We start from the raw sequence: 23,938 nt of genomic DNA, 5'->3' as shown, positions 1-23,938 counted from the left end.
TGTCATGGTTGCGTTGCGCCGCTTCCGGCACTCCGGTCCGTCCTTCGCCGACCTCGTGCCCTACGCGGGTCTCGTGGCGAACGGCGTGATCCTGCTCAAGGACGGCAGCCTCATGGCCGGCTGGTACTTTGCCGGGCCGGACAGCGAAAGCTCCACCGACGCCGAGCGCAACGACGTTTCCCGTCAGATCAACGCGATTCTTGCGCGGCTCGGAACAGGCTGGATGATCCAGGTCGAGGCCGTTCGCGTGCCGACCACGGACTATCCGACCGATGCCATTTGTCACTTCCCCGATCCGGTGACGCGCGCGATCGACGCGGAACGCCGCGCCCATTTCGAGCGGGAGAGGGGGCACTATGAGAGCCGCCACGCACTCGTTCTCACCTATCGGCCGCTTGAGCCTCGCCGGTCCGGCCTGACACGCTACGTCTATTCCGACACGCAGAGTCGATCCGCCTCATATGCCGACACCGCACTCGATGCCTTCGAGACCGCAATCCGCGAAATCGAACAGTATTTTGCAAACGTCGTCTCACTGCGCCGGATGGCGACGCGGGAGGTCGAAGAACGCGGCGGCCATCGCCTTGCCCGCTATGACGAACTCTTCCAGTTCATCCGCTTCTGCATCACCGGCGAGAACCACCCCATCCGCCTTCCGGATGTCCCGATGTATCTCGACTGGCTGGCGACCGCCGAGCTCCGTCATGGTGTCACGCCGACTGTCGAAAACCGCTTCCTCGGCGTGGTCGCAATCGACGGCCTGCCGGCCGAAAGCTGGCCCGGCATCCTCAACGTCCTCGACCTCATGCCACTCACCTATCGCTGGTCGAGCCGGTTCATCTTCCTGGACGCCGAGGAGGCGAGGACGCGCCTCGAACGCACACGGAAGAAGTGGCAGCAGAAGGTGCGGCCTTTCTTCGACCAGCTGTTCCAGACCCGAAGCAGGTCGGTGGACCAGGACGCTCTCTCCATGGTGGCCGAGACCGAGGACGCTATTGCCGAAGCCTCCTCGCAAAGCGTCGCTTACGGTTACTACACGCCGGTCATCGCGCTGTTCGATGAGAACGAGACGCGGCTTCGCGAGAACTGCGAGGCCGTCCGTCGACTGATCCAGGCCGAAGGCTTCGGTGCTCGAATAGAGACGCTGAATGCCACCGACGCTTATCTCGGCAGCCTGCCCGGAAATTGGTATGCGAACATCCGCGAACCGCTGATCAACACCCGCAACCTCGCCGACCTCATCCCTCTGAACTCGGTCTGGTCGGGGAGCCCGACAGCACCATGCCCGTTCTATCCCGCTGGCGCGCCGCCACTCATGCAGGTGGCGAGCGGATCGACTCCGTTTCGCCTGAACCTTCATGTCGATGACGTTGGGCACACGCTGGTGTTTGGCCCGACCGGCTCGGGCAAGTCGACGCTGCTGGCCCTGATCGCCGCGCAATTCCGGCGCTACGAAGGCGCCCAGGTCTTCGCCTTCGACAAGGGCCGCTCCATGTTGCCGCTGACACTCGCCGTCGGCGGCGATCACTACGAGATCGGTGGCGAAACAGACGGGCAGGGGAGGGCGCTCGCCTTCTGTCCGCTCGAGGAACTCGCAACCGACGCCGATCGCGCCTTCGCGTCGGATTGGATCGAGACGCTGGTCGCGCTGCAGGGCGTTACCGTTACGCCAGATCATCGCAACTCCATCTCCCGCCAGATCGGTCTTCTGGCGGAGGCGCGCGGTCGCTCGCTCTCCGACTTCGTTTCGGGCGTTCAAATGCGCGAGATAAAGGACGCGCTGCACCACTACACGGTCGACGGCCCGATGGGGCAACTCCTCGATGCCGAGGCCGACGGTCTCGCCCTCGGCGGCTTCCAGTGCTTCGAGATCGAGGAGCTGATGAACATGGGCGAGCGCAATCTCGTGCCCGTGCTCACCTATCTGTTCCGGCGCATCGAGAAGCGTCTCACCGGCAGCCCGAGCCTCATCATCATCGACGAGGCCTGGCTGATGCTGGGACATCCCACTTTCCGGAGCAAGATCCGCGAATGGCTGAAGGTGCTGCGCAAGGCGAATTGCGCGGTCCTGCTCGCGACGCAGTCGATCTCGGATGCCGAGCGATCGGGGATCGTCGATGTATTGAAGGAGAGCTGCCCGACCAAGATCTGCCTTCCGAACGGCGCCGCCCGTGAGCCTGGCACACGGGAATTCTATGAGCGCATCGGCTTCAACAGCCGGCAGATCGAGATCGTCGCGACCGCCTTGCCGAAACGCGAATATTACGTCGCGTCTCCCGTCGGCCGACGCCTGTTCGACATGGCGCTGGGTCCCGTCGCGCTCGCCTTCGCCGGTGCGTCCGGCAAGGAAGACCTGAAGCAGATCCGCACCCTCCATTCGGAACACGGGACCGACTGGCCCCGCTACTGGCTCGAGCAAAGGGGGATCGCTCATGCCGCGTCTCTTCTCCCGAACGTCTGATCCGCGCCGAACGGCGGCCGGCGTGCTCCTCGCCGCAGTCGAAGCGATGACGCTGATCCCGAGCGCGCACGCCGGCGGCGGCGGCATCACGGGAGGCGCCACCGAGTGGACCCAAATCGCCAACAATGGCGAGCTCATCAGCCTCGTCGGCAATTCGGCCGAGCAGATCAACAACCAAGTCACCCAAATCACGCAGCTCGCCCAGCAGATCCAGAACCAGCTGAAGATCTATGCGAACATGCTGCAGAACACGGCGCAGCTGCCCAATCATGTCTGGGGCCAGGTCGAAAGCGACCTCAACCGCCTGCAAAGCATCGTCACGCAGGGGCAGGGCATCGCATTCTCGATGGGGAATGCCGATGACGTCCTGAAGCAGCGATTCCAGAGTTTCTCGACCTTCAAGAGCAATCTGCCGAACGGGGCGTCGTTCTCCTCAACCTATGAAGGCTGGTCGAACACCAACCGCGACACCATAGCCGGCACGCTGAAGGCGGCGAACCTCACCGCCGAGCAGTTTCAGAGCGAGGAATCCACCATGTCCTCGCTGCGCTCCATGTCCGAGAGCGCGGATGGCCAGATGAAGGCCCTACAGATCGGCCATGAGATCGCCGCGCAGGAAGTCGCGCAGCTCCAGAAGCTGCGCGGCCTCGTCTCGCAGCAGGTGACGATGATGGGCACCTGGTATCAGTCCGAGCAGGCTCAGAAGGACCTCGCCCAGGCGAGGCGGGAACAATTCTTCAATGCGCCGACCAACGACATTCGTGGCGGCCAAACGATGGAGCCACGCTGGTGAGCCCGCGGACACTTCTCATCGTTGGCGGCCTCCTTGTCGGCGTCGGCTCAGCGGTCGCGATCTGGATCGTCTATCAGCCGGGACCTCCACAGGAAGCAGGTGCGGCGGCGCCGGCATCGTCGACTCCATCGGGCGCCGAACGTCGCGAGCGCGCCGAGAAGTTCCTCGGCGGCGATCCGAACCTCGATGTGCGCGGCGGACAGGAGATGCGTCCCCGATGGTAGCTGCCCGCGCCCCCCGCACAGTAGGCCGTGCCTTCGTCACCGCCGGCATCGTCCTGATCGCAGTCACTCCGGCTCTTGCGCAGCAGGGCTCCGTACTCACCACACTCGAGAATTCCGTCGTGACGGCTGCGAAGGGCTGGGAAACGACGGTGATGGACGCGGCTCGCTCGCTGTTCTGGATTCTCGCCGGGATCGAGATCGGCATCGCCGCGGTATGGCTCGCGCTCCAGGCCGCCTCGCTGGACAGCTGGTTCGCCGAACTTGTGCGGCGGATCATGTTCATCGGGTTCTTTGCCTTCGTGCTCGATCGGGGACCAAGCCTCGCCAAAGCTGTCGTCGACAGCCTGTTCCAGATCGGCGCCGGCGGAGGATCCGCGTCGCCCGCGAATATCTTCGATGCGGGGATCCGCGTCGCCTCCAAGATGTCGGAGCAGGCGAAGTTCGGCCTCTTCGAGGACAACGCTCTGGCGATCGCCGCCGTCTTTGCCATGGTCGTTGTGGTCATTGCCTTCAGCCTCGTCGCGGCGATCTTCGTCTCGGTCATGGTGGAGATGTATGTGGGCCTCCTCGCCGGCATGATCATGCTCGGTCTCGGCGGCTCCTCCTTTACGAAGGATTTCGCCGTTCGCTACCTCGTCTACGCCTTCGGCGTGGGCATGAAGCTGATGGCCCTGGTGATGATCGCGCGCATTGGCTCGGACGTCCTGCTCGGGCTCGCGGAGGCGCCGACAGCGACCTCCGACCAGTTCATCACCACACTCGCGATTGCCGGCATCTCCGTCGTGGTCTTCATCATCGCCGTCTACGTGCCCAACATCCTCCAAGGCGTCGTTCAAGGCGTCTCCGTCACCGGCGGCATGGAAGCCGTCCGCCACGGGGCGCAGGCCGCGAACTTCGCTCTTGCGACAACGGTCGGCGGCTCGTCGCTGGCCTGGGGCGCGGCCAGAGCTGGCGCGGCCAGCTATTCAGACGCTCGGGCACAGGGCTCCTCCATGGCCGGAGCTGCGCTCAAGGGAATGGCAAGCGGCGTGGGGGCCGCCGGCGGTGCGGTTGCCGCCGCCGCGCGCGATCAGGCGATGGATGCCCGCGGCACCTTCGGAACCTCCACCCTGGGCCTCGCCAACGCGAAGCTCGACGAGGCCCGCAAGCAAGCAGCCGGAAACAAGGGAGCGCAGAGGTGACGCAAGGTTCTCATCCGTCTGGAGAGGAGGGGAGGCGGCATGGCCTCACATAGTGCCCCCGACAATCCCTACATCGCGGCCCGGCAGGAATGGAACGAGCGCTATGGCTCTTATGTTCGCGCGGCCGCGGCCTGGCGCCTGGTTGGTGTCACCAGCATGATGATGGCGCTGGTGAGCACCTCCTACGCCCTGCTTCAAAGCACACAGGTCAAGCTCGTCCCATACATTGTGGAGGTCGACAAGCTCGGCACCGCGGCCAGCGCTGGCGCGCCACAACAAATCGAGTATGCCGACCCGCGGGTGGTACGCGCGACTCTGGGCGCGTTCATCTCGAATTTCCGATCGGTGACGCCCGATGCCGTGGTGCAGAAGGGATACATCGATCGCACCTACGCCATGCTGCGGACGTCGGACCCCGCGACCGAGAAGATCAATGGCTGGTTCCGCTCAAGCTCGCCGTTCGAGAAGGCGAAGACCGCGACCATCGCCATCGAGGTCAACAATATCGTCGCCCTCTCTCCTCAGTCGTGGCAGATCGACTGGACCGAGTTCGAGCGCGACCGCAAAGGCAAGGAGACGGCAGTTCGCCGTTTCCGTGGCATCGCCACAGTCACGCTCACTCCGCCCCAGGACGAGGCCACCATCCGCCTCAATCCCATAGGTCTGTATCTGCGCGACTTCGACTGGACCGCGCAGCTCTGAAAGGCACCGACCCGCACATGAGAGATTCGATCCGGCGGTCTCGGGCCGCGCTCGTCGCCGTGGCACTTCTCGCCTTCAGCCCATACCTTTCGCCCGATGCACTTGCCCAGGCAATGAACCGCAACGAAGCCAAGGGCGTCGGAATCTCCGGCAAATGGCGCGGAAGCCAGGGGTTGGTGACTCGCGGCCCGGACGGCAAGGTCATCTTTCTCTTTGGCGAAGTCCAACCCTCGGTGGTCTGCTCACCACTTCAGGTCTGCGATATCGAGCTCCAGGCTGGCGAAGTGGTCCGCGACGTCCTGGTCGGCGACACGGTACGCTGGAAGGTCGAGCCCGCCACCTCGGGTGCGGCCGGCGCCCAGGCGATCCACCTTATCGTCAAGCCCTCCGAGCCGGGTCTGGTCACATCCATGGTGATCACGACCTCGCGCCGCACCTATCACATCCAGCTCAAGTCTCACGCGACCCAGTACATGGCCCGCGTCGGCTTCGAATACCCCGAGGACGTTTCAGCGACGCTCGCCGACATGAATGCCCGTCTCGAGGCGAGCACCATCCCTGGAGTCGGTGTCCCGGCCGAGCAGCTGAACTTCAGCTATTCGATATCAGGAAGTGCCAATTGGCGGCCGACGCGGGTCTATTCGGATGGCACTAAGACCTACATCCAGTTCCCGAGCTCCGTCTCCGCGCAGGATGCACCGGTCCTTTTCGTCACCTCAGGCGGCCAAAACCGGATCGTCAACTACCGCATGCGCAACGATATGATGGTGGTCGACTATGCTATCGATCGTGCTGTCCTGGTCTCCGGCATTGGCTGGTATCAGACCAAGGTCACGATCCGGCGGGGAGGGTAGGGGAGATGCATCTCCGTCGTTTCCGCGCCAGGCTAGCCGCCGCGCCGATCCTGCTCGCACTCGCAGGTTGCCAGACCATCAATTCCGGCGGCCTTGCCACCAGTACGGCATCTGCCGAGATCTCCGGTCCTGCCGCAAGTGCCATCGCAGGCGACATGGTCAGTCGCCTCTCGGAGCAGATTGGCCCCGGCAAGGCGACGGTCGCGCTGAAGCAAGACAGCTCCACCTTCGGCCAAGCGCTCGAAGCTTCGCTCAAGGCTTGGGGATATGCCGTCGTCACCGACCAAAAGACCGACGACAACACCAAGCTCGTCACTCTCGCATATTCTGTCGAACACTTTGAAGGCCAGGTGTTGGCACGCCTCTCAACTAGCAACTTCGAGATCGGTCGCGCTTACAACGTGACGGTGGCCGGAGCCCTGCCGGCGAGTCCCTTGTCGGTCATGCAGCGCGGATAGGGGATAGTCCATGGTCCAATCGCTCAAGCTTGGTGGCACACCTAATGACGACAACCCTGGCATCCGGCGCATCAACCGGCTGCCGATCGCCATCGTCATCGTGCTGGTGATCGCCTTCCTCGCCGTCATCTTCTACGGATTGACCTCCCGAGGTCTCTACACGCGCAGCAACACCGGCCTCGGCCAAACCTCCGGCGCCCCCGCCGCGACCTATGCGGATCAACTCAAGCGCGGCGTGGGCGACGGGATCATCGGCGAACCCGCTCCGGCATTGCCCTTCCAGCCGCAACCGGTCGTCGAGACTAAAGAGCCCAGCGCATCGAATCCGTTCTCACCGCACTCCAAGCCGGCCGAGCCGCAAAGGACACCCGCGCTGGAGCCAGAAGAAGTGTGGCGCGCGCGCCTCGATCGCGAGCAGCAGGAACAGTTTCTGCGCGAGTACCAGCGCCAGCAGATGGCGCGCATCCAGGCGGGTGAGGCGGCCTACGACGCGCCGCTTGCACTCGACCGCAGCAAGCTGGCGGCGAGAGCGGGAACGACTGGACAACCGGCTGCCCCGGAGCGCAGCGCAGCGCGCCCGGGGGCAGCCGCCGACCTCTATGGCGCTGCACTTGCGGCCGGCCTCGCCGAGCAGAACAGAGATCCAAATGGTCAGACGCAGAAGGAGGCATTTCTCAACGCTGACATCAAGAAGCTTGGCTATCTGCCGAACCAAGTCGTGTCCCAGCAGTCCCCGTATGAGCTGAAGCGCGGTTCTGTCATTCCCGCGACGCTGATCACCGGCATCAACTCGGACCTCCCCGGACGGATCTCGGCGCAGGTCAGCCAGAACGTCTACGATTCAGCGACCGGCCATCGGTTGCTGATTCCGCAAGGCGCAAAGCTCTTCGGCCGCTATGACAGCAAGGTGTCGTTCGGCCAATCGCGGGTTCTTGTCGTCTGGACCGACATCATCTTCCCGAACGGCTCGACCCTACAGCTTGGCGGCATGGCCGGCACCGACGCCGAGGGCTATGGCGGCTTCAGGGACCAAGTCGACAACAAATACCTGCAGACCTTCGGGTCGGCGATCCTCATTGCCCTGATTGGCACGGGGATCGACATGGCCATCCCGCAAAACCAGAACTCCTCCTATGGCAACTCCATGACGCCCGAGGATGCCGCACGCATCAATTTTGCCGAAACCTTCGGCCGGGTGGCGGAACGGACGATCAACAAGAACCTCGATGTTCAACCCACCCTCGAAATACGACCCGGCTATATGTTCAACGTCATGGTCGATCAGGATGTGATCTTCCCTGGAGCCTACCGGGGATAGCAGGTTCAGCCTTTATCCAAGAAATCACGAATGCTCGCGGACCACACATGCTTGAGTTCTTCCGGGTCGCACGGGTCCGCGAAACGATGGCGCATCTGGTCGGAGGATGACGTTCCGGACTACCGTCACTTGGGACCCGGACCTACCTGCAGCATATCGAGGAAGCAGCGCACCTGGCGCAGCCCGCGGGAGCAGACAGAGCGGCAATTCACCTCCCCCCGACGTTCTCCCTGCTCACAGCAGGCACGGTCATGATTCCGGTGTGAACGCCACGAACCGTTGCATATAGGAATGCCGTGGTCAGGCCGAACAGCAGCATGCCGTTGAGGGCCTCAAGTGCGCCGAGCATCTGCCAATGATCAGGAAGACGAAGGCTTGCGTGGCCGAAAGTCGTCATCGCGCCGATCGAATACAACATCGCCGAGCGCTCGTCCGGAAGTGCGCCGAGCCATAAATAAGCTCCGGCCCAGATGGATGCCGCGACGGCGTGCAAGGCTGTGGCCAGCAGCACGGTCACTCCAACCGCGCCGGCGAACCTGGTCAGACGGTTGCGAACCTTGCCTGTGCGCATGAGGCACCGCTCAACGCAGAGCTCGATCGCACCGAGTCCGATGACATGGATGACCGAGGCGAGGACGATCAGAGGTAACCCCCACATCCAATCCGCGATCCACCCGTTCGACGCGAGCGAGCTCATATCACAGCCAGTTCCGTATGTTCGAGACAAGGCTCTACAAGAAGTCCCACTCACGTTCCGTGGCAGCCAGCCTCGTGCCGGCTGCCATAGACTTCCGTCGTGGAGCGTCGCGAAACGCGGGTTACCGAGTTGACGACACCAGTTGAAGGGCCAGGTAGAGCACCGCGCTCGCCACGATCCATGAGGCCGCGACTTGCGTCCCGATGCGCTGCCAGTGCTTTTCCGCCCGAAGCCCGAGGGCGGCGATGATCGTCACCAGCGCGACGCCGCCGAGAAGCGTTGCCGCACCGTTCAACAAGGCGGCGAAGCGTGAATTGGCCTCCGGTGCTGCGTCGATACCCACCGCGAGCCCGGCCACCATGGCAAGGCACGCGGTGATCCACCGGGGCGCGCGCAGCCCTGTGGTCACGATCGCGGCAGAGACCAGGGCCGCTGCAGCGAGCGCTATCGTCATGTCGGGCGCCTCGGTGATCGCGGGCGCGGAGGCTAGGGCTGCAGCCATGGCACCGGCGAGTATCGGAATCCCCAGCCGGCACGCCGCAAGGCCGGACCTGCCGATCAGCAGCCCGATAGCCAGCAGGGCAAGAAGCTCGGCGGGAACGACGAAGGGATGCAGCAGTCCGGCATAGAAATCGCCGACGCCCTCGATCGCACCATGTGCATGTGCCCCCTGTGGCGCCAACCACAAGAGAGCACTCGCCAAAAGGACGGAGCGGCGGCGAATCACGCTATCCCTGAGAGGAATGCGCCGCCGGCGATTGCAATCAGCACGCCGGCCGCGCGGACGGCGAGCTTGCCGGCCGGCCAGCGGGCCAGGCTACCGAAACCTATGCCACACAGATGGAGCAGACCGGTCGCGACGACGAAGCCGAGTGCGTAGGAAACTGCATCGGACGCGACGGGCATCTCGGCGCCATGCGCGTAGCCGTGGAAAATCGCGAAGGCGCCGACGATGAGCGCTGCCATCCAAAGCGGCGGCTTCGCGGCGAGGGCGACACAGAGGCCCAGCACCACTGCCGACAAGGCGATGCCTGTTTCGACCGATGGAAGCGGCACTTCGATCATGCCGAACACACCGCCGAGAGCCATCACCAGCGGAAAGACGATCGGCAGAACCCAAATGGCCGGTGCCCCGAGGAACACGCCCCAAAGCCCAACGGCAATCATGGCGATCACGTGGTCGGGGCCGAGTAGTGGGTGCAAGAAGCCGGTCGCGAAGCCACCGGCTCCGTGATCCGCGCCGGTGTGCGCCAGTGCAGGTTCGACTGCCATGACGGTCAGGAACCCGATCATCGCGCCCGCCGCGACGTATTTGTCGAAGGTCACATCAAGCCTCCCGAAAAGAAGATGGCGTCGAGACGCTCGACCGCCCAGAATGCCGCGATGGTGCCGATGCCGTAGGCGGCTGCGATGCGCACCGGCTTTCCCAAGGTGAAGATCAGCCTTGCCGAATAAGCCACCGCGAGAATCGCGGCGATGAACGTTAGCTGCCCGATCTCGACGCCGATGTTGAAGAAGAGCAGTGCGAGCGGAAGATCCTGCCTGGGCAGGCCGAGATCGGTCATAGCGCCGGCGAAGCCGAAGCCGTGGAGCAAGCCGAAGCCGAAGGCCACCACCCAGGGCCAGGTGATGGTCAGACTCTTCTCGCCCCGCTCCATCCGCACCGCCTCGGCGGCGACGAGCAATATGCTGAGCGCGACCAAGGCCTCGACGGGTGGCCCGGGGAGGGCGACGAGACCGAAGGTCGCGAGGCCGAGCGTGATCGAATGGGCGATTGTGAAGGCCGTGATCGTCTTCACCAGCACGCGCCAGTTGCGCACGATCAGCATGAGCGAGGCGACGAACAGTAGGTGGTCGAGGCCATAGAGAATATGGCGGACGCCGAGCTTCAGATAATCAAAGGCGACCGACCAGCGGCTCTGTTCTGCCGGAACCACGTACCAGGGCTGTGACGGGCGCACGATGGCGCTTGCCTGCCGGCCGTCGAGCCAATTCACGCGAACAAGGACATCGGTGATCGTGGCCTGAAGGCCGACGAACTCGATCCGGAGCCCGGCGAGGTCATTTGGTGCGGAGATGATGCGCTTTTGCAGGATGGAGCCGGGCAAAGGCCGCTCCTGCGGCTCCAGCACATGCGTCACGCTGTCGGGAAGCTTCAGGACAACGGGAAGCGGCATGCCGGACATGAGCGGCGTCTTCCAGAGGATATTGAAGTGACGCGCATCGGTCTGGTCGATCTGCAGATAGGCGGGTCTGATCTCGTGCGCCGCGGCCGGTAGGATCAGGCCCAGCATGGCGACGACGGCCACAGCCAACAGATGCGCCGCGACGAGACAACGGGCGAATCCAGCCATCAGTCGCCACCCAATGTGCCGGGATCCGACGGCGCGACGGTCAGATCGTCCAATTTGAGGTTGTCGAGCGGCGGAACGATCACCTCGTAACGCGAGCGGATCTCGTCCATCGCACGCCGCTTGACTTCGCGGTATTTCTCCCCCTGCCAGGCTTGGGCGACGACCGGCCGCACTTCCTCCAGCGTCGGGACGCGGGGTGCCTCGTAGGAGTCGATCCAGACCAGATGCCAGCCATAGCCAGACTCGATGGGGCCGCGCCAATCTCCGGGCTGAAGCTCGAACAGCGCCTTGGCGAAGGAGCCGCCGAACTCCTTCGCCATCTGCTCCGGGGTCACGTCGACATAGTTGTCGCGGAACATGAAGGGGTCGGCGATATTCGCGGCCGTGAGCGATGCTGGCGGCCGCCCGGCGACGAGCGGAAGCGCGGTTCTGGCCGCGGATTGCGCATCTTCGCCGCGTCTGTCGGATGCGAAATAGAGGTGCCGGAAACGCATCCGCGGCGGCTTCGTGAACTCGGCCTTGTGGGCCGCGTACCAAGTCGTCAGTTCCTCGTCGGTCGGCGGCGCCAGCGCCGCGATATCGGCGAGCAGGAAGTCCATTTTCTGCGCGAGCCGGCGCTTGATGACTTCGTCGTTCTTGTCGAGACCGAGCGCGATCGCCTCGCGCATGAGCATTTCCTCGGCGGCCTTCTCGTCCACGAGCGAGCGCAACTGCTCCGGCGTCGGCTTTTCGCGCCCCTGCGCGAGCCACACCACGGCGAGCTGGCGTAGGTCGTCCTTGGTGATCTCGATGCGCTGGGCACCGGCGGCAGCCTCAGGCTGGCGATCGAGCAACTGGTAGCCACCGAAAATCACGACGCCGAGCACGACGAAATGGAGGAGCGGCTCGCGCAGGGCACGGCCGATCCGGCTGCGGCGTTCAACCCCGGTGCGCCCGTCGATATCTGCGGATGAGGAACTGTCGAGGGGGCGAGCGTCATTGGTAAGGGTGCTCATCTTTCAGACCACTCGTTCAGTTCGGCTGTGCGGTGAAGGCCGCCGCCGCCGATTGCGCCTGGGGGTCGGAGCTGTCCCGCAGATAGGTCACGATCGCGAACTGGCCGGCCGGATCCTTCACCGCGTTGGACCGCAGCACTTCGACATAATCGGGCACCGCGTCCCACGCTTTCCAGTCGCTGAGATAGGTCGCGACGAACCCGGCCATGGGCTTGCGTTCGCGGATGAAGTCCCGATAGGCGTCAACGACCCTCTGGCGGGAGACGACGCCGCCCACGGCGCCGTGCACATTGAGGGCTAGCAGTGCCGCGTCGATCTCGGGCAAGGAGCGGCCGTGGTCCAGCAGATAATTCTCCTCGATCCAACCGACCTGGGACGGCCCGCCCAATTCGATATAGGCCGCCAGCAGCGCGGCGACATTTGTCGCGTCGTGTGCGGTCCTGGCGCCGGCGAGGCGCTCCTCCAGCACCGTCGCGTCGTCCGCCCTGCCCGCAATGCCGAGAAGCAGGATATAGGCGTCGTGACGCTTTGAAAGCGCGGGATCCTGAACCCAACGGCGAACCTTGTCCGGATCGAGCGTGGGCTTGAGCGTGCGCGAAACCTCATAGGGAGCGCGCGACAGCTCGCCGAAGGCGATCTCGGCGGCGAGCGGATCGCCGTCTTCCAGACGCGGCGCTATGAGCACGATCCGCCTCGGCCAGTTGGTGCTGTCAGTGGCGGCCTGCACCGGGTTCGCGATCGGCCATGCGCGCGGCGGGGCCTTGGCCTCACCGTCATTGGTCTTCAGGAGGTCGCGCAGCCAGTCGGCGTTCCCGGCACTGAGCGCGCCGAAATTCGTCCAGCGACCCGACATGGCGTTGCGCGCGAGCAAAGAGAGTTTCCCCGCCTCCGCAGGGAAGTTCTCCGCGTGATCGGAACTCGCCTCGACAATCGTGTCGAGAGCGGCGTCGCCCTTGACGGCTTCCACGATCCGGAACTGCTGGCCGCCAGCGACCGGGGCGGCGAGGGCCACCTGATCGGCCGCGTCGAGCTTCTGCCCCGTCGAGACGGAAACCGCCGACAGGCAGATCGCGCAGGCCTGGGCGCGGCCAAGGCCGCCACCCAGAATGAGCGCGGCGCCGAGCAGCGCCGCAGCAAGTTTCGGTGCCGGTCTCATTGCGGCACCGTCGGGTCCTTGACCTCGGTTCCGAGGAATACCGGTGTCGGGACGATCTCGTAATTCGCGTACCCGAACTCGTTGCTTCGAGCGGCAAGGTAGGTGTCGCCCTTGGACGCGGGGTCTCCGGCGAGCTTGTAGACGGTAAAGTCGTATTCGCGATTGCCGAACCAGGTCGCGACCTTGCCGCCCTGGATGCTGTATTCGCTCGGCGTGCCGAGATAGGAGCCGCTCGTCACGTCGCCCACTTCCGAAGGCTGGGGGAAGCGGGGGTCGACGTTCATGGTCAGCATCTGGCCGTTGTCCGACCACTGGACCTTGAAGACGCTCCCCGTGACGTTGTTGCGCAGCCAGGTATATTTGCCGACGAGCAGATCCTTGAGCCCCGCCTCGTCGAGAGCGACCGCTCCCCGGCCCTTCAGATCGGCTTCCGTCGTACCCTTTTCGGCAGCGACGCGCTGCTCGGCGGTCGGCGCATACCAGATCGGGGACGACCAGGCACGCTCCTGAATGCTCGCCGCCACCATTTCCGGGGGCGAGATGCCGAGCTCCTTGGCCTGTATCGTCGTCCAACGCGGCGTCGGAATCGCGAGGACACGGGCATAGTAGAAGGCATCGTCCGCCGGATCGAAGTCCGGGTCGGTCCAGCTTCCCTTCAGCTCCACCGCGCCGATCGTGTTGGTGTAGCTCGCATCCGCGATATCGACAGTGGACCCGATCGCCGGCACCCGGCCAGTCACCGGATCGGGCTTTCTGTCACCGGCCCACACCGCGTCATAGATCTTCTCGAAGGACTGTCCGTTCTTCGACCATCCCTTGACGATCTGGATGCGATCGAGGTTGCTCGAGGTCGGGTCCTTGACCGCCCATACCATGAAGCGCGGGGCCTTCTCGCCCGGACGCGGCTGGAGGTCGCCGCCCATGGGCACGCCGCCCGCATAGGCGACCTTGACCCAGTCGTTGCGCTCGGTCGCGCCCGGCGCATAGTCCCAGCCGCCGAAGAAGCGCAGCGTCATGCGCGGGCCGCTGGTGGCGAAGGTCTCCTTGCGCTTCATCGCGTCGAACAGCGATGCGCGCGTATTCTCTTCCGCCCACACGCCGGTCAGGCCGGCCGGGTTTTCGAAGCGGACATCGAGACCCGCGAAATTGTGCCCTGCCATGCGCTCCTTGATGGTCCCGTCGAGCCGGGCATGACCGCCGAAGAAGTTCTCCTGCCGGTACGGCACGGCGGTGTTGTGGGAGTCCGATCCGCCGACGACGCCGGTCTTGTAGGGATTGTAGCCGCGTGCCTGCTGCATCGCGACGCCGTCCTTGAGCGCCTGGCGCACATAGCTGCCGCCGAGCGTGATGAACTGGCCCTGCGGATCGCCCAGCAGGTAGTTGAGGATCTCGTAATTGGCGAACTCATCGTTGGGCGAGAGCAGCGGGTGCGTCTCGGACGCGCCCTTGATCTGCTTGATCTCGGTCAACCGCTCGTTGCGGTCGCGCGACTCGGCCCAGGCCTGATCGATCGGGCGGCCCTTGAAGTCGAGCTCGGTCGGGTACATCAGCCCGCCCGACAGGTTGGCATTGTGCGAGATCGCGAGCAGCTCGTTGCCGGCCTTGCGCTGGCCGTCCATCCAGTTCCACAGGTCCTCGGGCGCCTGGGATTCGAGCGAGCTGAACGGGCGGCTCGGAACCTTGCCGCAGTCCCTGAAGAAGATGTTGCGGTGCATGTTGCGGAAGTCGGGGTTCGACGTCCATTCATAGGAACAGAACGCCGTGAACTTGCCGGGCTCGTTGGCGGCGTCGGCGGCGGTGTTGTTGGCTTTCCAGACCGTGTCCGAGATTTCCGGCTTCACCAGCGCCTCGATCGGCTGCGCCTTGATCATGCTGGTGCCGAGCCAGAGATAGATGCGCTGGATGTCGGCGGCGTCGCGCACTTTCAGCTGCTCGGCGATCGGCAGCTTGCTGATCGGAGAACTGGGATCGTTCGACAGCCGCACGACGCCAGCATATTCGGAATGGTCGGTCACCCCCATCCAGTCGAGCGGCGTGGTGATCTTCACGTCATAACCGAGCGGGTGCTTGATCGGCTCGCCCTTGGCGTATTTGTAGGCGTCCGCCGGCCCGGTGATGTGATTGCCGAAGATATAGGCGTCGAACGACCAGCTGGTGTGGACGTGGGTCTCGCCGAAATAGGCATTGCGCTCCGGCGTGCTTTGCGCCGTTGCGGGCGCGCCGAGAAGGCCCAGCAGCGGGATCGCCGCGCATGCGGCAGGCCTAATCCCGGAAAATCTCGCGAACGGTGATGCCTTCGCTAACAGTGATTTCGACATGGCCCAGCCTCCGATCCTATCCAATCAATCCGCATTTCAACTTCGATAGATGAGAGCGTCCCGCTCATCTTGACGTCGAGTCTTGCTCCCAGAGTGACCGTGCGACAGTCAGGATGCCCGGGAGGTCGCCCCCAGACTCAAAAATGGTAAGCAATACTGGTGAAAACCCCGTGCTGTGTCGTGTTGTACACGAAGCCATCGTTTTCATAGTCGGTATAGATGGCGCGATAGCCGAGCGCGGTAGAGATTGACGGAGTCCACATATAGCCGACCGAAGCGAAGCCCTGCGCGGTGAACTTCGACCCCACGCCAAAGCCGCCAACATCGGCCAATGCATTGAGAAACCAGCGGTCGTTGATCTTGTACTGCAGGCTGAGACCGATGGTGGGATCGACCCAATCCTGCGTGCCTTCCCCGCTTAGGGTGATTGGCACCAGCGAAGGACTAATTCCGATATCGGCACTCAAATGCTGATAGCGAAGGCCGACCGTGCCGCTCAGCTCGACATTCTCAGGGAGGCCGATCGGCAAGCGATAGCCCACGAGTGCGGACGCGATGACCTGCGTCTCGCTGAAGTCAACCTGCGTGGCATTGCGACCGACCGCCGCTTTGTCGGAAAGCTGTGCCCAGACCACGTCCGTGAGGATGGTCCAGTCGCCGTTCCTGGCGAGAAACGAGCCCATCAAGGCGCCATCCAGATGCGTGAGGGCGTCCCATGCGCTGACATTGACGTTGGCTGGCGGCAGGTTCTTTACGCCGATGTCGCCGTTCAGCCCGGTTGCCCAACCGTAGAGGGTAGCCTGGAACGTCCAGCCCGCAAGGGGCACGGATGTGACGGCTGAGCCGCTGATCGGTGCGGACGGCAAGTCCGCGCCCAGACTCGGCGTCGCAAACCCGGCCACTGTGAGAGCTACGATAATTCCGCGCATCGTCATGTATTTATCGATTGTATTTGAGTGGCGACATTTGCGGATATTTCGCCGCTTCGTTACATGGATGAACTTTTTATTCGCTATGAATAGGCGTAGACTCCATTTTGTCGTTGCCGACAACCACCCCGTCAAACCCTTTACATCGACGCTGAAGCAACCTACCGATGATCGGAGCGAGGCTAGGCGGCAGCCACATTCAGGGCCACTCATTTTGCGCCACCGATGCTCGCGATCGGGGGGAGTAGCCACATGGTCACAGTTCCTGTGGCCTCCAGTTGCGTCCTGCAGGGCTATGGATGGCGGTATTCGCTCATTACCGAGAGAACTTGAGCGCGCAGGCACCGAGTTGCGGCACCTTGCGAGCGCAGTGAAAATATGGCGCGTGACCGGGCTGCGTCGTGATACGGGCGAATCCATCACCGACGTTTCAGTTGAGTTAGGATATTCCTCACCCGCTAACTTCGCCCGCGTCTTTAGAAAGGCGACCGTCGCCGCGCCGCACAACTGTCGTGCAAACAGCATGCGCTACGACTGACGGCTTGCGGTCATACGCCCGATGCGATGCCGGTGTCCGGGAGGATGTCGGGCGTCCTCGGAGTTGGCGCAAAAGGAGTGGTTCCGATTTCCAATTGATGCTTCATGGCGCCGCGTCGAGCAGAGGGGCAAACGCGATGACGGTCGTAGGTCTCGTCTCGATTGTTGATGAGATCAACCGCCGTGGATGCATGAAGGGCGCCCACGCCAATCGACGAGCCCTTCGCCGCGTCCCGGGCAGCCGGTTGCGTCTTCACCCTCCGCCTCAGCGTGCGCCCCACGTTCGGATGGTTGGCCACAATGGCATTTCGGGCGCGCCTGCAAGCAATCGGGATTGGATGATGGGATTCGCGATCAGGCGGCTCGGGATTGCGGCGGCGATCGGCTGCGCCTTGACGGGCGGAGGATGCGCGCCGCCGCAGGAACACGTCTTCACTGCGGGAGAGCGAGCGCCAGTGCGTGGCACCTCGCAGGTCGACATGCTGGTCGCGACGACGCGGATGCCGTCCGCGGTTCCAGGCGAGATGTTCGGCGGGAATCGCGGCGAGCCCGGATTCGCGCAGATCGCCATATCCATTCCGCCGGATCACAAGACGGGGCAGGTTGAATGGCCCCGGCAGGTGCCGGCTGACCCGGAGCGCTCGTTCGCCATCGTAAACGACAACACGCTGAGCCGGCACAGCATTCTCGCCAAATTCCAGAATCGGCTCGAAAAAGGGCCGACGCGAAACGTTCTCGTTTTCGTTCACGGCTTCAACAATACCTTTGAGGATGCGGTATTCCGGTTCGCCCAGATCGTTCATGATTCCGGTACCGACGACGTCCCGGTGCTCTTCACCTGGCCCTCGGCCGGGAAACTGCTCGCCTACGGTTACGATCGGGACAGTTCGACCTATTCGCGCGACGCCCTCGAGCGCACACTCGACTACCTCATCGCCGACAAATCGGTGGGTGGAATTTCCATCCTGGCGCATTCCATGGGCAATTGGGTCACGCTGGAGGCACTCAGGCAGATGGCCATCCGGAACCGCTCCATTTCGCCGAAGATCAGGAACGTCATGCTGGCGGACGCCGATGTCGACATCGACGTGTTTCGCACGCAAGTCAACGCCATGGGCGCCAGTCGGCCCGCCTTCACCGTGTTCATCGATAGCGATGACAAGGCGCTCGCGGTAGCTAAGATCCTCTGGGGCAGCAAGGCAAGGCTCGGTGACTTCAATCCGAATGCGGAACCGTACAAAGCATTCATGGAGCAGAACCGGATCAGCATCGTGAATATGACCGATATCCGCACCAATGGCTGGATCGATCACGGTGTATATGCCCACAGCCCTCGCATTATCCAGCAGATTGGACAGCAGCTTGCAAGCAGCAAGGCTTTGACGGATCAGCGTATTTCTCCGATCGACAGCCTCAACCTTGCGACGGTTGGTGTCGTTAGCCAATTGACCGGTCTGAATGCGGATACTCCCAGATAGTGCAACTGATGGCGAATGTTCGTTTCTTCGTTCCATAGCTTCCGCGCAGCAGCTACAGCGCAGGAATACCATCCACTCGACCGACGGTTACAAGCGATCGAGGCCCCCAAGGACCGAAGCGATCCGGTGCCGACCAAGCGAAGTACACGATAGCGGTCTGCGCCCCCGCGGTGAGGACCACGGTCAAGCCGCTTTGAGATTATGCCTCGCACCAACGTGCGCTTGCCTGCGAGGGGCGGATCGACGTGATCGCGGTGACCGGGCTGATCCGCTCTTGGTAGGGGCGGGCAGAATCCGGCGGTGGAATGCCTGCGCGGACGGACAGAGGCGCCGCTTCGTTCCGTACTGCGTTCTCATGTGTTCCAGCGACCGTCGTCGACATCGCGCCGACGTCCCATGTGACCGCGCACCGGCTCAAAGCCGCGCTCGACTGTCACGCGGCCTCAGGCCTGTTGAACCACTGCCATGTGCCGCGATGAGCGAGCTTGCACCTATATAGAGCTTCGTCAGCACGCCTGAGGAGCGCGCGCAGATCGTTCCCGTCGTGAGGGCCAAGACTTGCGCCGATGGTGGCGCGCAGTTCCACGGAATGTCCCCGGACACTCCAGGGCAATGCGAGAGTGGACAGAATGCGCCAACACATCTGTTCCACCTGCGCGGGTAATCTGAGATCGGAAACGAAAATGACGAACTCGTCGCCGCCCAGGCGACAGACGAGGTCGTGTGTGCTGACGCAGCCGGAAAGGCGCTCCGCGACGGCGACGAGAGCCGCGTCGCCGACCTCATGCCCCAACCGGTCGTTGATGGCCTTGAAGCCATCGAGGTCGATCAACAGGAGGGCACAGGCATTGGCGGCCTCAGCTGGATCGGCCTGCTTCTCGTTCCAACGGTCCTGCAGGACACGGCGATTGGAAAGGCCCGTCAGTGGATCGGTGAAGGCGATCTGCCGGAGCGCATTTTCAACCTTCTTCCTCTCGCTGATGTCGTCATACACGGCGATGGCGATGCCAAGTTCGGGAAGAATGATCCCGCGATGCTGGACCGGGCGAACGCTGCCATCGGCACAGCGGATCTCGAGCTCGAACGCATCGATCTCGGAAATTCCATTCCTCTCCGCAGCCCACACGCTCTGCCATTTTGCGATTGCGAGGGCGCGATCCGCATCGCGCAGGTACGTCTTGGCGACGAATTCGTCGATCGTCTCGAAGTCGCCATCTGCATAGCCGAAGATAGTCTTGAAGGAGCGGTTCTGAAACCTGATCCTGCGATCCGCAAGGGTCGCCCAGGATACCGCAACCGGAAGTGCATCGAGCAGAATGTGCAGCTGCTCGTAGGTCAGGGCGCGGGTGGCGGCAGCTCGCCTCAGGAATTCATCCACGGGGACCCCTGTCGGACTTTCTGGTATGACGATAGGGGTGATGGCTTGTTTCGGCCACGTACCGAACAACCCGCGCCGCGAGCCCCGATTGAACGAGATGCGGTCTCCCACTGGGAAGAAGAATAGCATATCGGCTCGGGCCATCCACGATATCTATCACTCTTCCTCGACGGTCCGGCGTGGATCGCAGAGAGTGGCTGGCATCCGTGGGCGAGCGGCGGTCATAGGACCGGGCGGGTACAGCGCGCGGACGCCGCGGCACGATCTCAGTCACGTCGCTTCCGCGGTCAGTTCGTCGCGAAGGCGTTGTCGCAGCCGATCACTGACCCCCAGTCCGCTCGTCAGATAGCCGTCCATAGAACCATAGCACCTGCCGGCCTGGTCGAATGCTGCGTCGAGATAGGCGCTCCGGACACTGAGTACCGGCTCCAGCAATTCGGGATCGCCGCCTGCCATCGCGAATGCGTCAAGAACGGGCTGCAACGCCGGTCGGAGCTCGACATTGGTGAGCAGGTAGTCACGCATGATGTCGTCGCGGGAGACGCCGAGGACAGTGAGAACGATGGCCGTTGCCCAGCTGGTGCGGTCCTTGCCGGTCGTGCAGTGGAAAAGGAGCGGCCGCCGGCCGCCCGAGGAAAGCAGCACGATGAAGTCGCGGTAAGCCCGGATCGCGCCCGGCAGCGCTACGATCTGCCGATAGCCGTGCTCGAACATCGCCTGGATCTTGCCGCCACCCACGAGGTCAGCTGCGTTCCGAGGTTCGGCCAGCACCTGCGCAAGCCGCGCCGGCACGCCTGCCGGCATATCACCCAGAACATCGCAGGCAACCCAGGTGACGCCCGCTGGACACGCGTCGGGAGATGCCCGGCGCTCGGCCGCCGTGCGCAAATCGATCACGGTCCGAAGGCCGAGACTGCTGACGGCCTTAAGTCCGTCCGCGTCCAAGCGGTCGAGGGCTCTCGACCGAAACAGATGTCCGCAGCGGACCCGCCGCCCGCTGCCCGTGCTCCAACCACCAATGTCGCGCAGATTGACCGATCCACCGATGGCGACCATCTCGTGGGAATTCTCCATGAGTTCCGTGTTCATTCTCCGTCGCAGCCCCCTCAAGCGGACGAGATTCTTACCCGGTTCGAGCATGACCAAAGGTGAGGTGGCCCACTATTCAGTTTGCGCCAGAACGACGGGATCGTGTGGTGACCATCATGGCCTTCGCCGCGAGAACTCCCGTTCATGCCGAGCGAACTGGCGCAAAATGATAGGCGGCGCGAGGCGAACTGTGCTCCATCCGATGCGACGACGTGCCGGCGGATGGATAGGACGAACCGCACGGAATGGGCGTGCTCCATTTGATTGGAGCCCTTGGACAGGGATACCAAATGATGCGTGCAATCCTGCTCGGCGGCTGCGCCTTTCTCCTCGCTGCGGGACCGGCGCTCTCCGACGTCTCCCCCGAGACCGTCAAATCCCTGTCGGCGCCGGCGGCGGTCGACACCCGTGCGGGCAAGCTCGAGTTTCGGGACGGGGTGCCGACGGCGGAAACGGCGCGGAAGGTCTACGACACGCTGGACTTCACCCGTGCGCTCAACGTCTACAACAACAGCTTCCGGGGAGCGTCCGCGCTCGCCCTCGTGAAGGGTTTCCAGGAGATCGGCGCCAGGCCCGGCGACGTTGTTATCTTCTCCGGGCTGATGGACTCGGCTTCGCTGTTCCTGACCGCCAATGCCGACACGGTCTACTACATGACCGGGCTCGACCTGAGCAAAGGCCCCGTCGTGATCGAGCAGCCGCCGGGCGGCATCGGCACGATCAACGACATGTGGTTCTCCTGGATCATCGACATCGGCGCGCCCGGCCCGGATCGCGGGCTCGGTGGCAAGTACCTTATCGTCGGGCCAGACTACGATGGCCCGCTGCCCGAGGGCGGCTATTTCGTCGCCCGTTCGAAGACGAACTTCGCGCTCTATGCGGCGCGCGCCAATCTGGTCGGCAACGACCCGAAGCCGGCGGTCGAGAATATCAAGCGGACCATGAAGGTCTATCCGTACCAGCCGGGCAGCTTCGGCTCCAGCATCGCCCAGGCGCTGGACGGATCGGTGCGCATCGCCGGCGAGCCGAAGATCCCCGAGACGACATTCATCGAGGCCACCGGCCGCGCGTTCAATACCATCCCGCCCAGCGACTACGGCTTCTTCGAGCTGATCAACGAGAACGTCCAGAACGAGCCGGCTACCAGCTATGACGTGGAACTGGCCGGCCAACTCGCTGCCATCGGCATCGTGCACGGCAAGCCGTTCAAGCCGGACGCGCGGATGAAGAAGATCCTCTCGGAAGCCGCCGCGGTCGGGCAGGCGAGCGGCCGCGCGCTCAATTGGCGTTATGCGATGCAGCACCCCGACTGGGCCTACTACGAGGGCTCGCATTGGGGCAGCATGCTGTGGGAGGGCGGCGCCTTCTTCGAGACGCCGCCGCCGCTGTTCGAGAAGGGCGTCTTCAAGCCGCTGCCGCCGACCGGCGCCCGCACGCTCGATTCACGCACGGCCTTCTATTACGCCTACACGCTCGACTCGCCCGGCATGATCATGCGGATCCCCGGCGTCGGCTCGCAATATTTGATGGGTTTCCTCGATGCCGACGGCAAGCCGTTCGACGGCGCGAAGACTTATAAGGTGACGCTGCCGAAGGACATTCCGGCGGCGGCGTTCTGGTCCTTCACGCTCTACGACAACCAGACCCGCTCGATGCTGCAGACGCCGCAGAAATATCCGCGCGCCGGCAGCCAGAGCTATCCGTCCCCGGCGGCGGAGGCGGTCGCGGACGGGACCACCACCATCTATTTCGGCCCGACCCAGCCGGAAGGCGTGGCGCGCGGCAACTGGATCCAGACTGCCCCCGAGAAGGGCTGGTTCACCATCCTGCGCCTCTACAGCCCGCTGCCGTCGTTCTTCGACAAAAGCTGGCGCCCGAGCGAGGTGGAACTGGTTTCCGGTAACGTCGGCGGGACGAAGTAAAACCGTGCCCCGGCGGGCCGAGCGGCGGTTCGACAAGAGCGAGGAGCGCCGCCGGAAAGCCGAGGGAAAGGGGCTCAGACCGGTGGAGGAAGTGGCGTTCGCCGAGGCCCGCGTCCTGTCGCTGCCGCATGCGGCGAAGATGGCCAGCCGCACGATCCCGTCACCGGCGACGACAATTCGCGTGGGGCTCGATCCGGTCATGTCGATGCGATGTGTGAAGCAATGGTCAAACATGAGGTGCTCGCGTGAAAAGCGCAAAGGCTACTGAAAACATGCACGTCGATAAGACGGCGGGGCTATTTTCCGCCATGCGGGGGCTCCGGAAGGGGGCGTCGCTCGCAGGAGCGGCGGGTATCGCTCTCTTTCTCGCCGGCGGCGCGCAGGCACAGCAGGCGGCATCGCAGCCGCATGTGCCGTTGCAGAAGGCAATCGGCGTTCCCTATGCCGATCGGCCGGTTCCCTCGCTCGCCGTCCTCAATGCCGCGTCGGCAAAGCTGGACGGCGGCAAGCTGGTTTTGTCGGGCATCGCTCCCAATGCGATCGTCTTTGCCGACCGCCCGGTGCGTGCCGCCGGCCACGAGATGATCTCCCAGTTCCTCATGCAGTGGGACGAAGGCAAGAACAGCTTTGCCGTCGATCCGCCCAACGCCACCGTGTCGGTTCTTGGTGCCAATCCGGGCGAGGTGTCGGACGCGGTCATGGTGCTGAAGTCGCCGAAGCTCGAAGGCTCGACGCTGACCTTCGACGTCTCGGTCCTGGAGGGAACGCTCGCCGCCGGCGGGCCGGTCGCCGTGTTCATCGACGCCTGGGCGGTGCGCGGCCCTTATGGTGGCGGTGTCGCCCATTTCGGCGGCTATGGTGGAGCCTATTATCACGGCGGCGCCTATTGGCACGCGCCGGTCTATCACGGCGCCTGGTACGCCCATCCCTATTATCCCGCGGCGGGCGCCGCGGCCGTCGGCCTGGCGGCCGGCGCGGCGATCGGCGCGGCTGCGGCGTCGCGTCCGCTCTGCGGCTACTATCCCTACCCACCTTGCTACTGAGAAGCAGGCACAACATCAGGGTGGCAGAGGCTGAGCCTCTGCCACCCTAAC

At 63.8% G+C, this 23,938-nt stretch carries 23 protein-coding genes; 13 read left to right on the top strand and 10 right to left on the bottom strand.

All coding sequences use genetic code 11. The annotated features are described in order from the left end of the window. Window positions 1–4 precede the first annotated feature (4 nt). Genes GGR25_RS23815 through trbI form a run of 8 tightly spaced genes read left to right on the top strand, consistent with a single transcriptional unit; the run spans window position 5 to window position 7,991 of the window. A complete protein-coding gene (locus tag GGR25_RS23815; RefSeq protein WP_183401396.1) occupies window positions 5–2,461 on the top strand; it encodes a conjugal transfer protein TrbE in 2,457 nt (818 codons plus the stop codon). 46 nt (window positions 2,462–2,507) lie between these two features. Beyond that, window positions 2,508–3,254: a P-type conjugative transfer protein TrbJ gene (gene trbJ / locus GGR25_RS23810; protein WP_246410291.1), complete on the top strand. Its 747-nt coding sequence runs from the start codon at window positions 2,508–2,510 to the stop codon at window positions 3,252–3,254. Further along, window positions 3,251–3,478 carry an entry exclusion protein TrbK gene (gene trbK, locus GGR25_RS23805; RefSeq protein WP_183401394.1) on the top strand — a complete coding sequence of 76 codons (228 nt, stop codon included), beginning with the start codon at window positions 3,251–3,253 and terminating at the stop codon, window positions 3,476–3,478. Before trbJ ends, trbK begins: the two co-directional genes overlap by 4 nt. Then, window positions 3,472–4,659, top strand: a complete 1,188-nt coding sequence (gene trbL / locus GGR25_RS23800; RefSeq protein WP_183401393.1) for a P-type conjugative transfer protein TrbL — start codon at window positions 3,472–3,474, stop codon at window positions 4,657–4,659. Before trbK ends, trbL begins: the two co-directional genes overlap by 7 nt. Before the next feature lie 39 nt (window positions 4,660–4,698). Next, a complete protein-coding gene (locus GGR25_RS23795; RefSeq protein ID WP_183401392.1) occupies window positions 4,699–5,361 on the top strand; it encodes a conjugal transfer protein TrbF in 663 nt (220 codons plus the stop codon). A gap of 17 nt (window positions 5,362–5,378) precedes the next feature. Next, entirely contained in the window at window positions 5,379–6,215 is an 837-nt protein-coding gene (trbG, locus tag GGR25_RS23790; RefSeq protein WP_183401391.1) for a P-type conjugative transfer protein TrbG, read from the top strand. A gap of 5 nt (window positions 6,216–6,220) precedes the next feature. Further along, window positions 6,221–6,673 carry a conjugal transfer protein TrbH gene (gene trbH, locus GGR25_RS23785; protein WP_183401390.1) on the top strand — a complete coding sequence of 151 codons (453 nt, stop codon included), beginning with the start codon at window positions 6,221–6,223 and terminating at the stop codon, window positions 6,671–6,673. A gap of 10 nt (window positions 6,674–6,683) precedes the next feature. Next, window positions 6,684–7,991, top strand: coding sequence for an IncP-type conjugal transfer protein TrbI (trbI, locus tag GGR25_RS23780; protein ID WP_183401389.1), 1,308 nt, complete (start codon window positions 6,684–6,686; stop codon window positions 7,989–7,991). A 208-nt stretch (window positions 7,992–8,199) separates the two neighbouring features. On the opposite strand, the gene GGR25_RS23775 is transcribed toward trbI, so the two are convergent. The 8 genes from GGR25_RS23775 to GGR25_RS23740 all read right to left on the bottom strand — a co-directional run bounded on the left by GGR25_RS23775 (window position 8,200) and on the right by GGR25_RS23740 (window position 16,446). Beyond that, window positions 8,200–8,688: a hypothetical protein gene (locus GGR25_RS23775; RefSeq protein WP_183401388.1), complete on the bottom strand. Its 489-nt coding sequence runs from the start codon at window positions 8,686–8,688 to the stop codon at window positions 8,200–8,202. A gap of 121 nt (window positions 8,689–8,809) precedes the next feature. After that, window positions 8,810–9,415 carry a HupE/UreJ family protein gene (locus tag GGR25_RS23770; RefSeq protein WP_183401387.1) on the bottom strand — a complete coding sequence of 202 codons (606 nt, stop codon included), beginning with the start codon at window positions 9,413–9,415 and terminating at the stop codon, window positions 8,810–8,812. Next, window positions 9,412–9,960, bottom strand: a complete 549-nt coding sequence (locus GGR25_RS23765; protein WP_210300096.1) for a HupE/UreJ family protein — start codon at window positions 9,958–9,960, stop codon at window positions 9,412–9,414. The genes GGR25_RS23770 and GGR25_RS23765 overlap by 4 nt, the downstream gene beginning before the upstream one ends. 50 nt (window positions 9,961–10,010) lie before the next feature. Then, window positions 10,011–11,042, bottom strand: a complete 1,032-nt coding sequence (locus GGR25_RS23760) for a HupE/UreJ family protein (protein WP_183401386.1) — start codon at window positions 11,040–11,042, stop codon at window positions 10,011–10,013. Further along, window positions 11,042–11,908, bottom strand: coding sequence for a peptidyl-prolyl cis-trans isomerase (locus GGR25_RS23755; RefSeq protein ID WP_343068160.1), 867 nt, complete (start codon window positions 11,906–11,908; stop codon window positions 11,042–11,044). Before GGR25_RS23755 ends, GGR25_RS23760 begins: the two co-directional genes overlap by 1 nt. Before the next feature lie 145 nt (window positions 11,909–12,053). After that, the gene (locus GGR25_RS23750; RefSeq protein WP_210300088.1) at window positions 12,054–13,193 is read right to left on the bottom strand and encodes a hypothetical protein; all 1,140 of its coding nucleotides are present in this window, start codon (window positions 13,191–13,193) and stop codon (window positions 12,054–12,056) included. After that, on the bottom strand, window positions 13,190–15,511 hold the full coding sequence (locus tag GGR25_RS23745) for a DUF3604 domain-containing protein (protein WP_183401384.1): 2,322 nt from the start codon (window positions 15,509–15,511) through the stop codon (window positions 13,190–13,192). Before GGR25_RS23745 ends, GGR25_RS23750 begins: the two co-directional genes overlap by 4 nt. Window positions 15,512–15,648: 137 nt before the next feature. Beyond that, entirely contained in the window at window positions 15,649–16,446 is a 798-nt protein-coding gene (locus GGR25_RS23740; RefSeq protein WP_183401383.1) for a hypothetical protein, read from the bottom strand. Between GGR25_RS23740 and GGR25_RS25125 the strand changes: the two genes are divergently transcribed. Further along, window positions 16,445–16,978: a helix-turn-helix domain-containing protein gene (locus GGR25_RS25125; RefSeq protein ID WP_425486172.1), complete on the top strand. Its 534-nt coding sequence runs from the start codon at window positions 16,445–16,447 to the stop codon at window positions 16,976–16,978. The genes GGR25_RS23740 and GGR25_RS25125 overlap by 2 nt on opposite strands. Window positions 16,979–17,315: 337 nt before the next feature. After that, window positions 17,316–18,455 carry an alpha/beta hydrolase gene (locus GGR25_RS23730; RefSeq protein ID WP_183401381.1) on the top strand — a complete coding sequence of 380 codons (1,140 nt, stop codon included), beginning with the start codon at window positions 17,316–17,318 and terminating at the stop codon, window positions 18,453–18,455. Window positions 18,456–18,888: 433 nt separating this feature from the next. On the opposite strand, the gene GGR25_RS23725 is transcribed toward GGR25_RS23730, so the two are convergent. Next, window positions 18,889–19,833 carry a diguanylate cyclase domain-containing protein gene (locus tag GGR25_RS23725; RefSeq protein ID WP_183401380.1) on the bottom strand — a complete coding sequence of 315 codons (945 nt, stop codon included), beginning with the start codon at window positions 19,831–19,833 and terminating at the stop codon, window positions 18,889–18,891. 270 nt (window positions 19,834–20,103) lie between these two features. Continuing rightward, a complete protein-coding gene (locus tag GGR25_RS23720; RefSeq protein WP_210300087.1) occupies window positions 20,104–20,922 on the bottom strand; it encodes a tyrosine-protein phosphatase in 819 nt (272 codons plus the stop codon). 290 nt (window positions 20,923–21,212) lie between these two features. On the opposite strand from GGR25_RS23720, the gene GGR25_RS23715 reads away from it, so the two are divergent. From GGR25_RS23715 to GGR25_RS23705, 3 genes are read left to right on the top strand one after another with little or no spacing between them, the layout of a single operon-like run. Beyond that, entirely contained in the window at window positions 21,213–22,844 is a 1,632-nt protein-coding gene (locus GGR25_RS23715; protein ID WP_246410277.1) for a DUF1254 domain-containing protein, read from the top strand. Window positions 22,845–22,848: 4 nt separating this feature from the next. Further along, window positions 22,849–23,112, top strand: a complete 264-nt coding sequence (locus tag GGR25_RS23710; RefSeq protein WP_183401379.1) for a hypothetical protein — start codon at window positions 22,849–22,851, stop codon at window positions 23,110–23,112. Between the two features lie 40 nt (window positions 23,113–23,152). Continuing rightward, window positions 23,153–23,887, top strand: a complete 735-nt coding sequence (locus GGR25_RS23705) for a hypothetical protein (RefSeq protein WP_183401415.1) — start codon at window positions 23,153–23,155, stop codon at window positions 23,885–23,887. Window positions 23,888–23,938 lie beyond the last annotated feature (51 nt).

The organism is Kaistia hirudinis (genome assembly GCF_014196455.1).
GTDB classification, from domain to species: domain Bacteria; phylum Pseudomonadota; class Alphaproteobacteria; order Rhizobiales; family Kaistiaceae; genus Kaistia; species Kaistia hirudinis.
The sequence above is the reverse complement of the archived record's forward strand: the minus strand, read 5'-3'. Positions and strand labels throughout refer to the sequence as shown.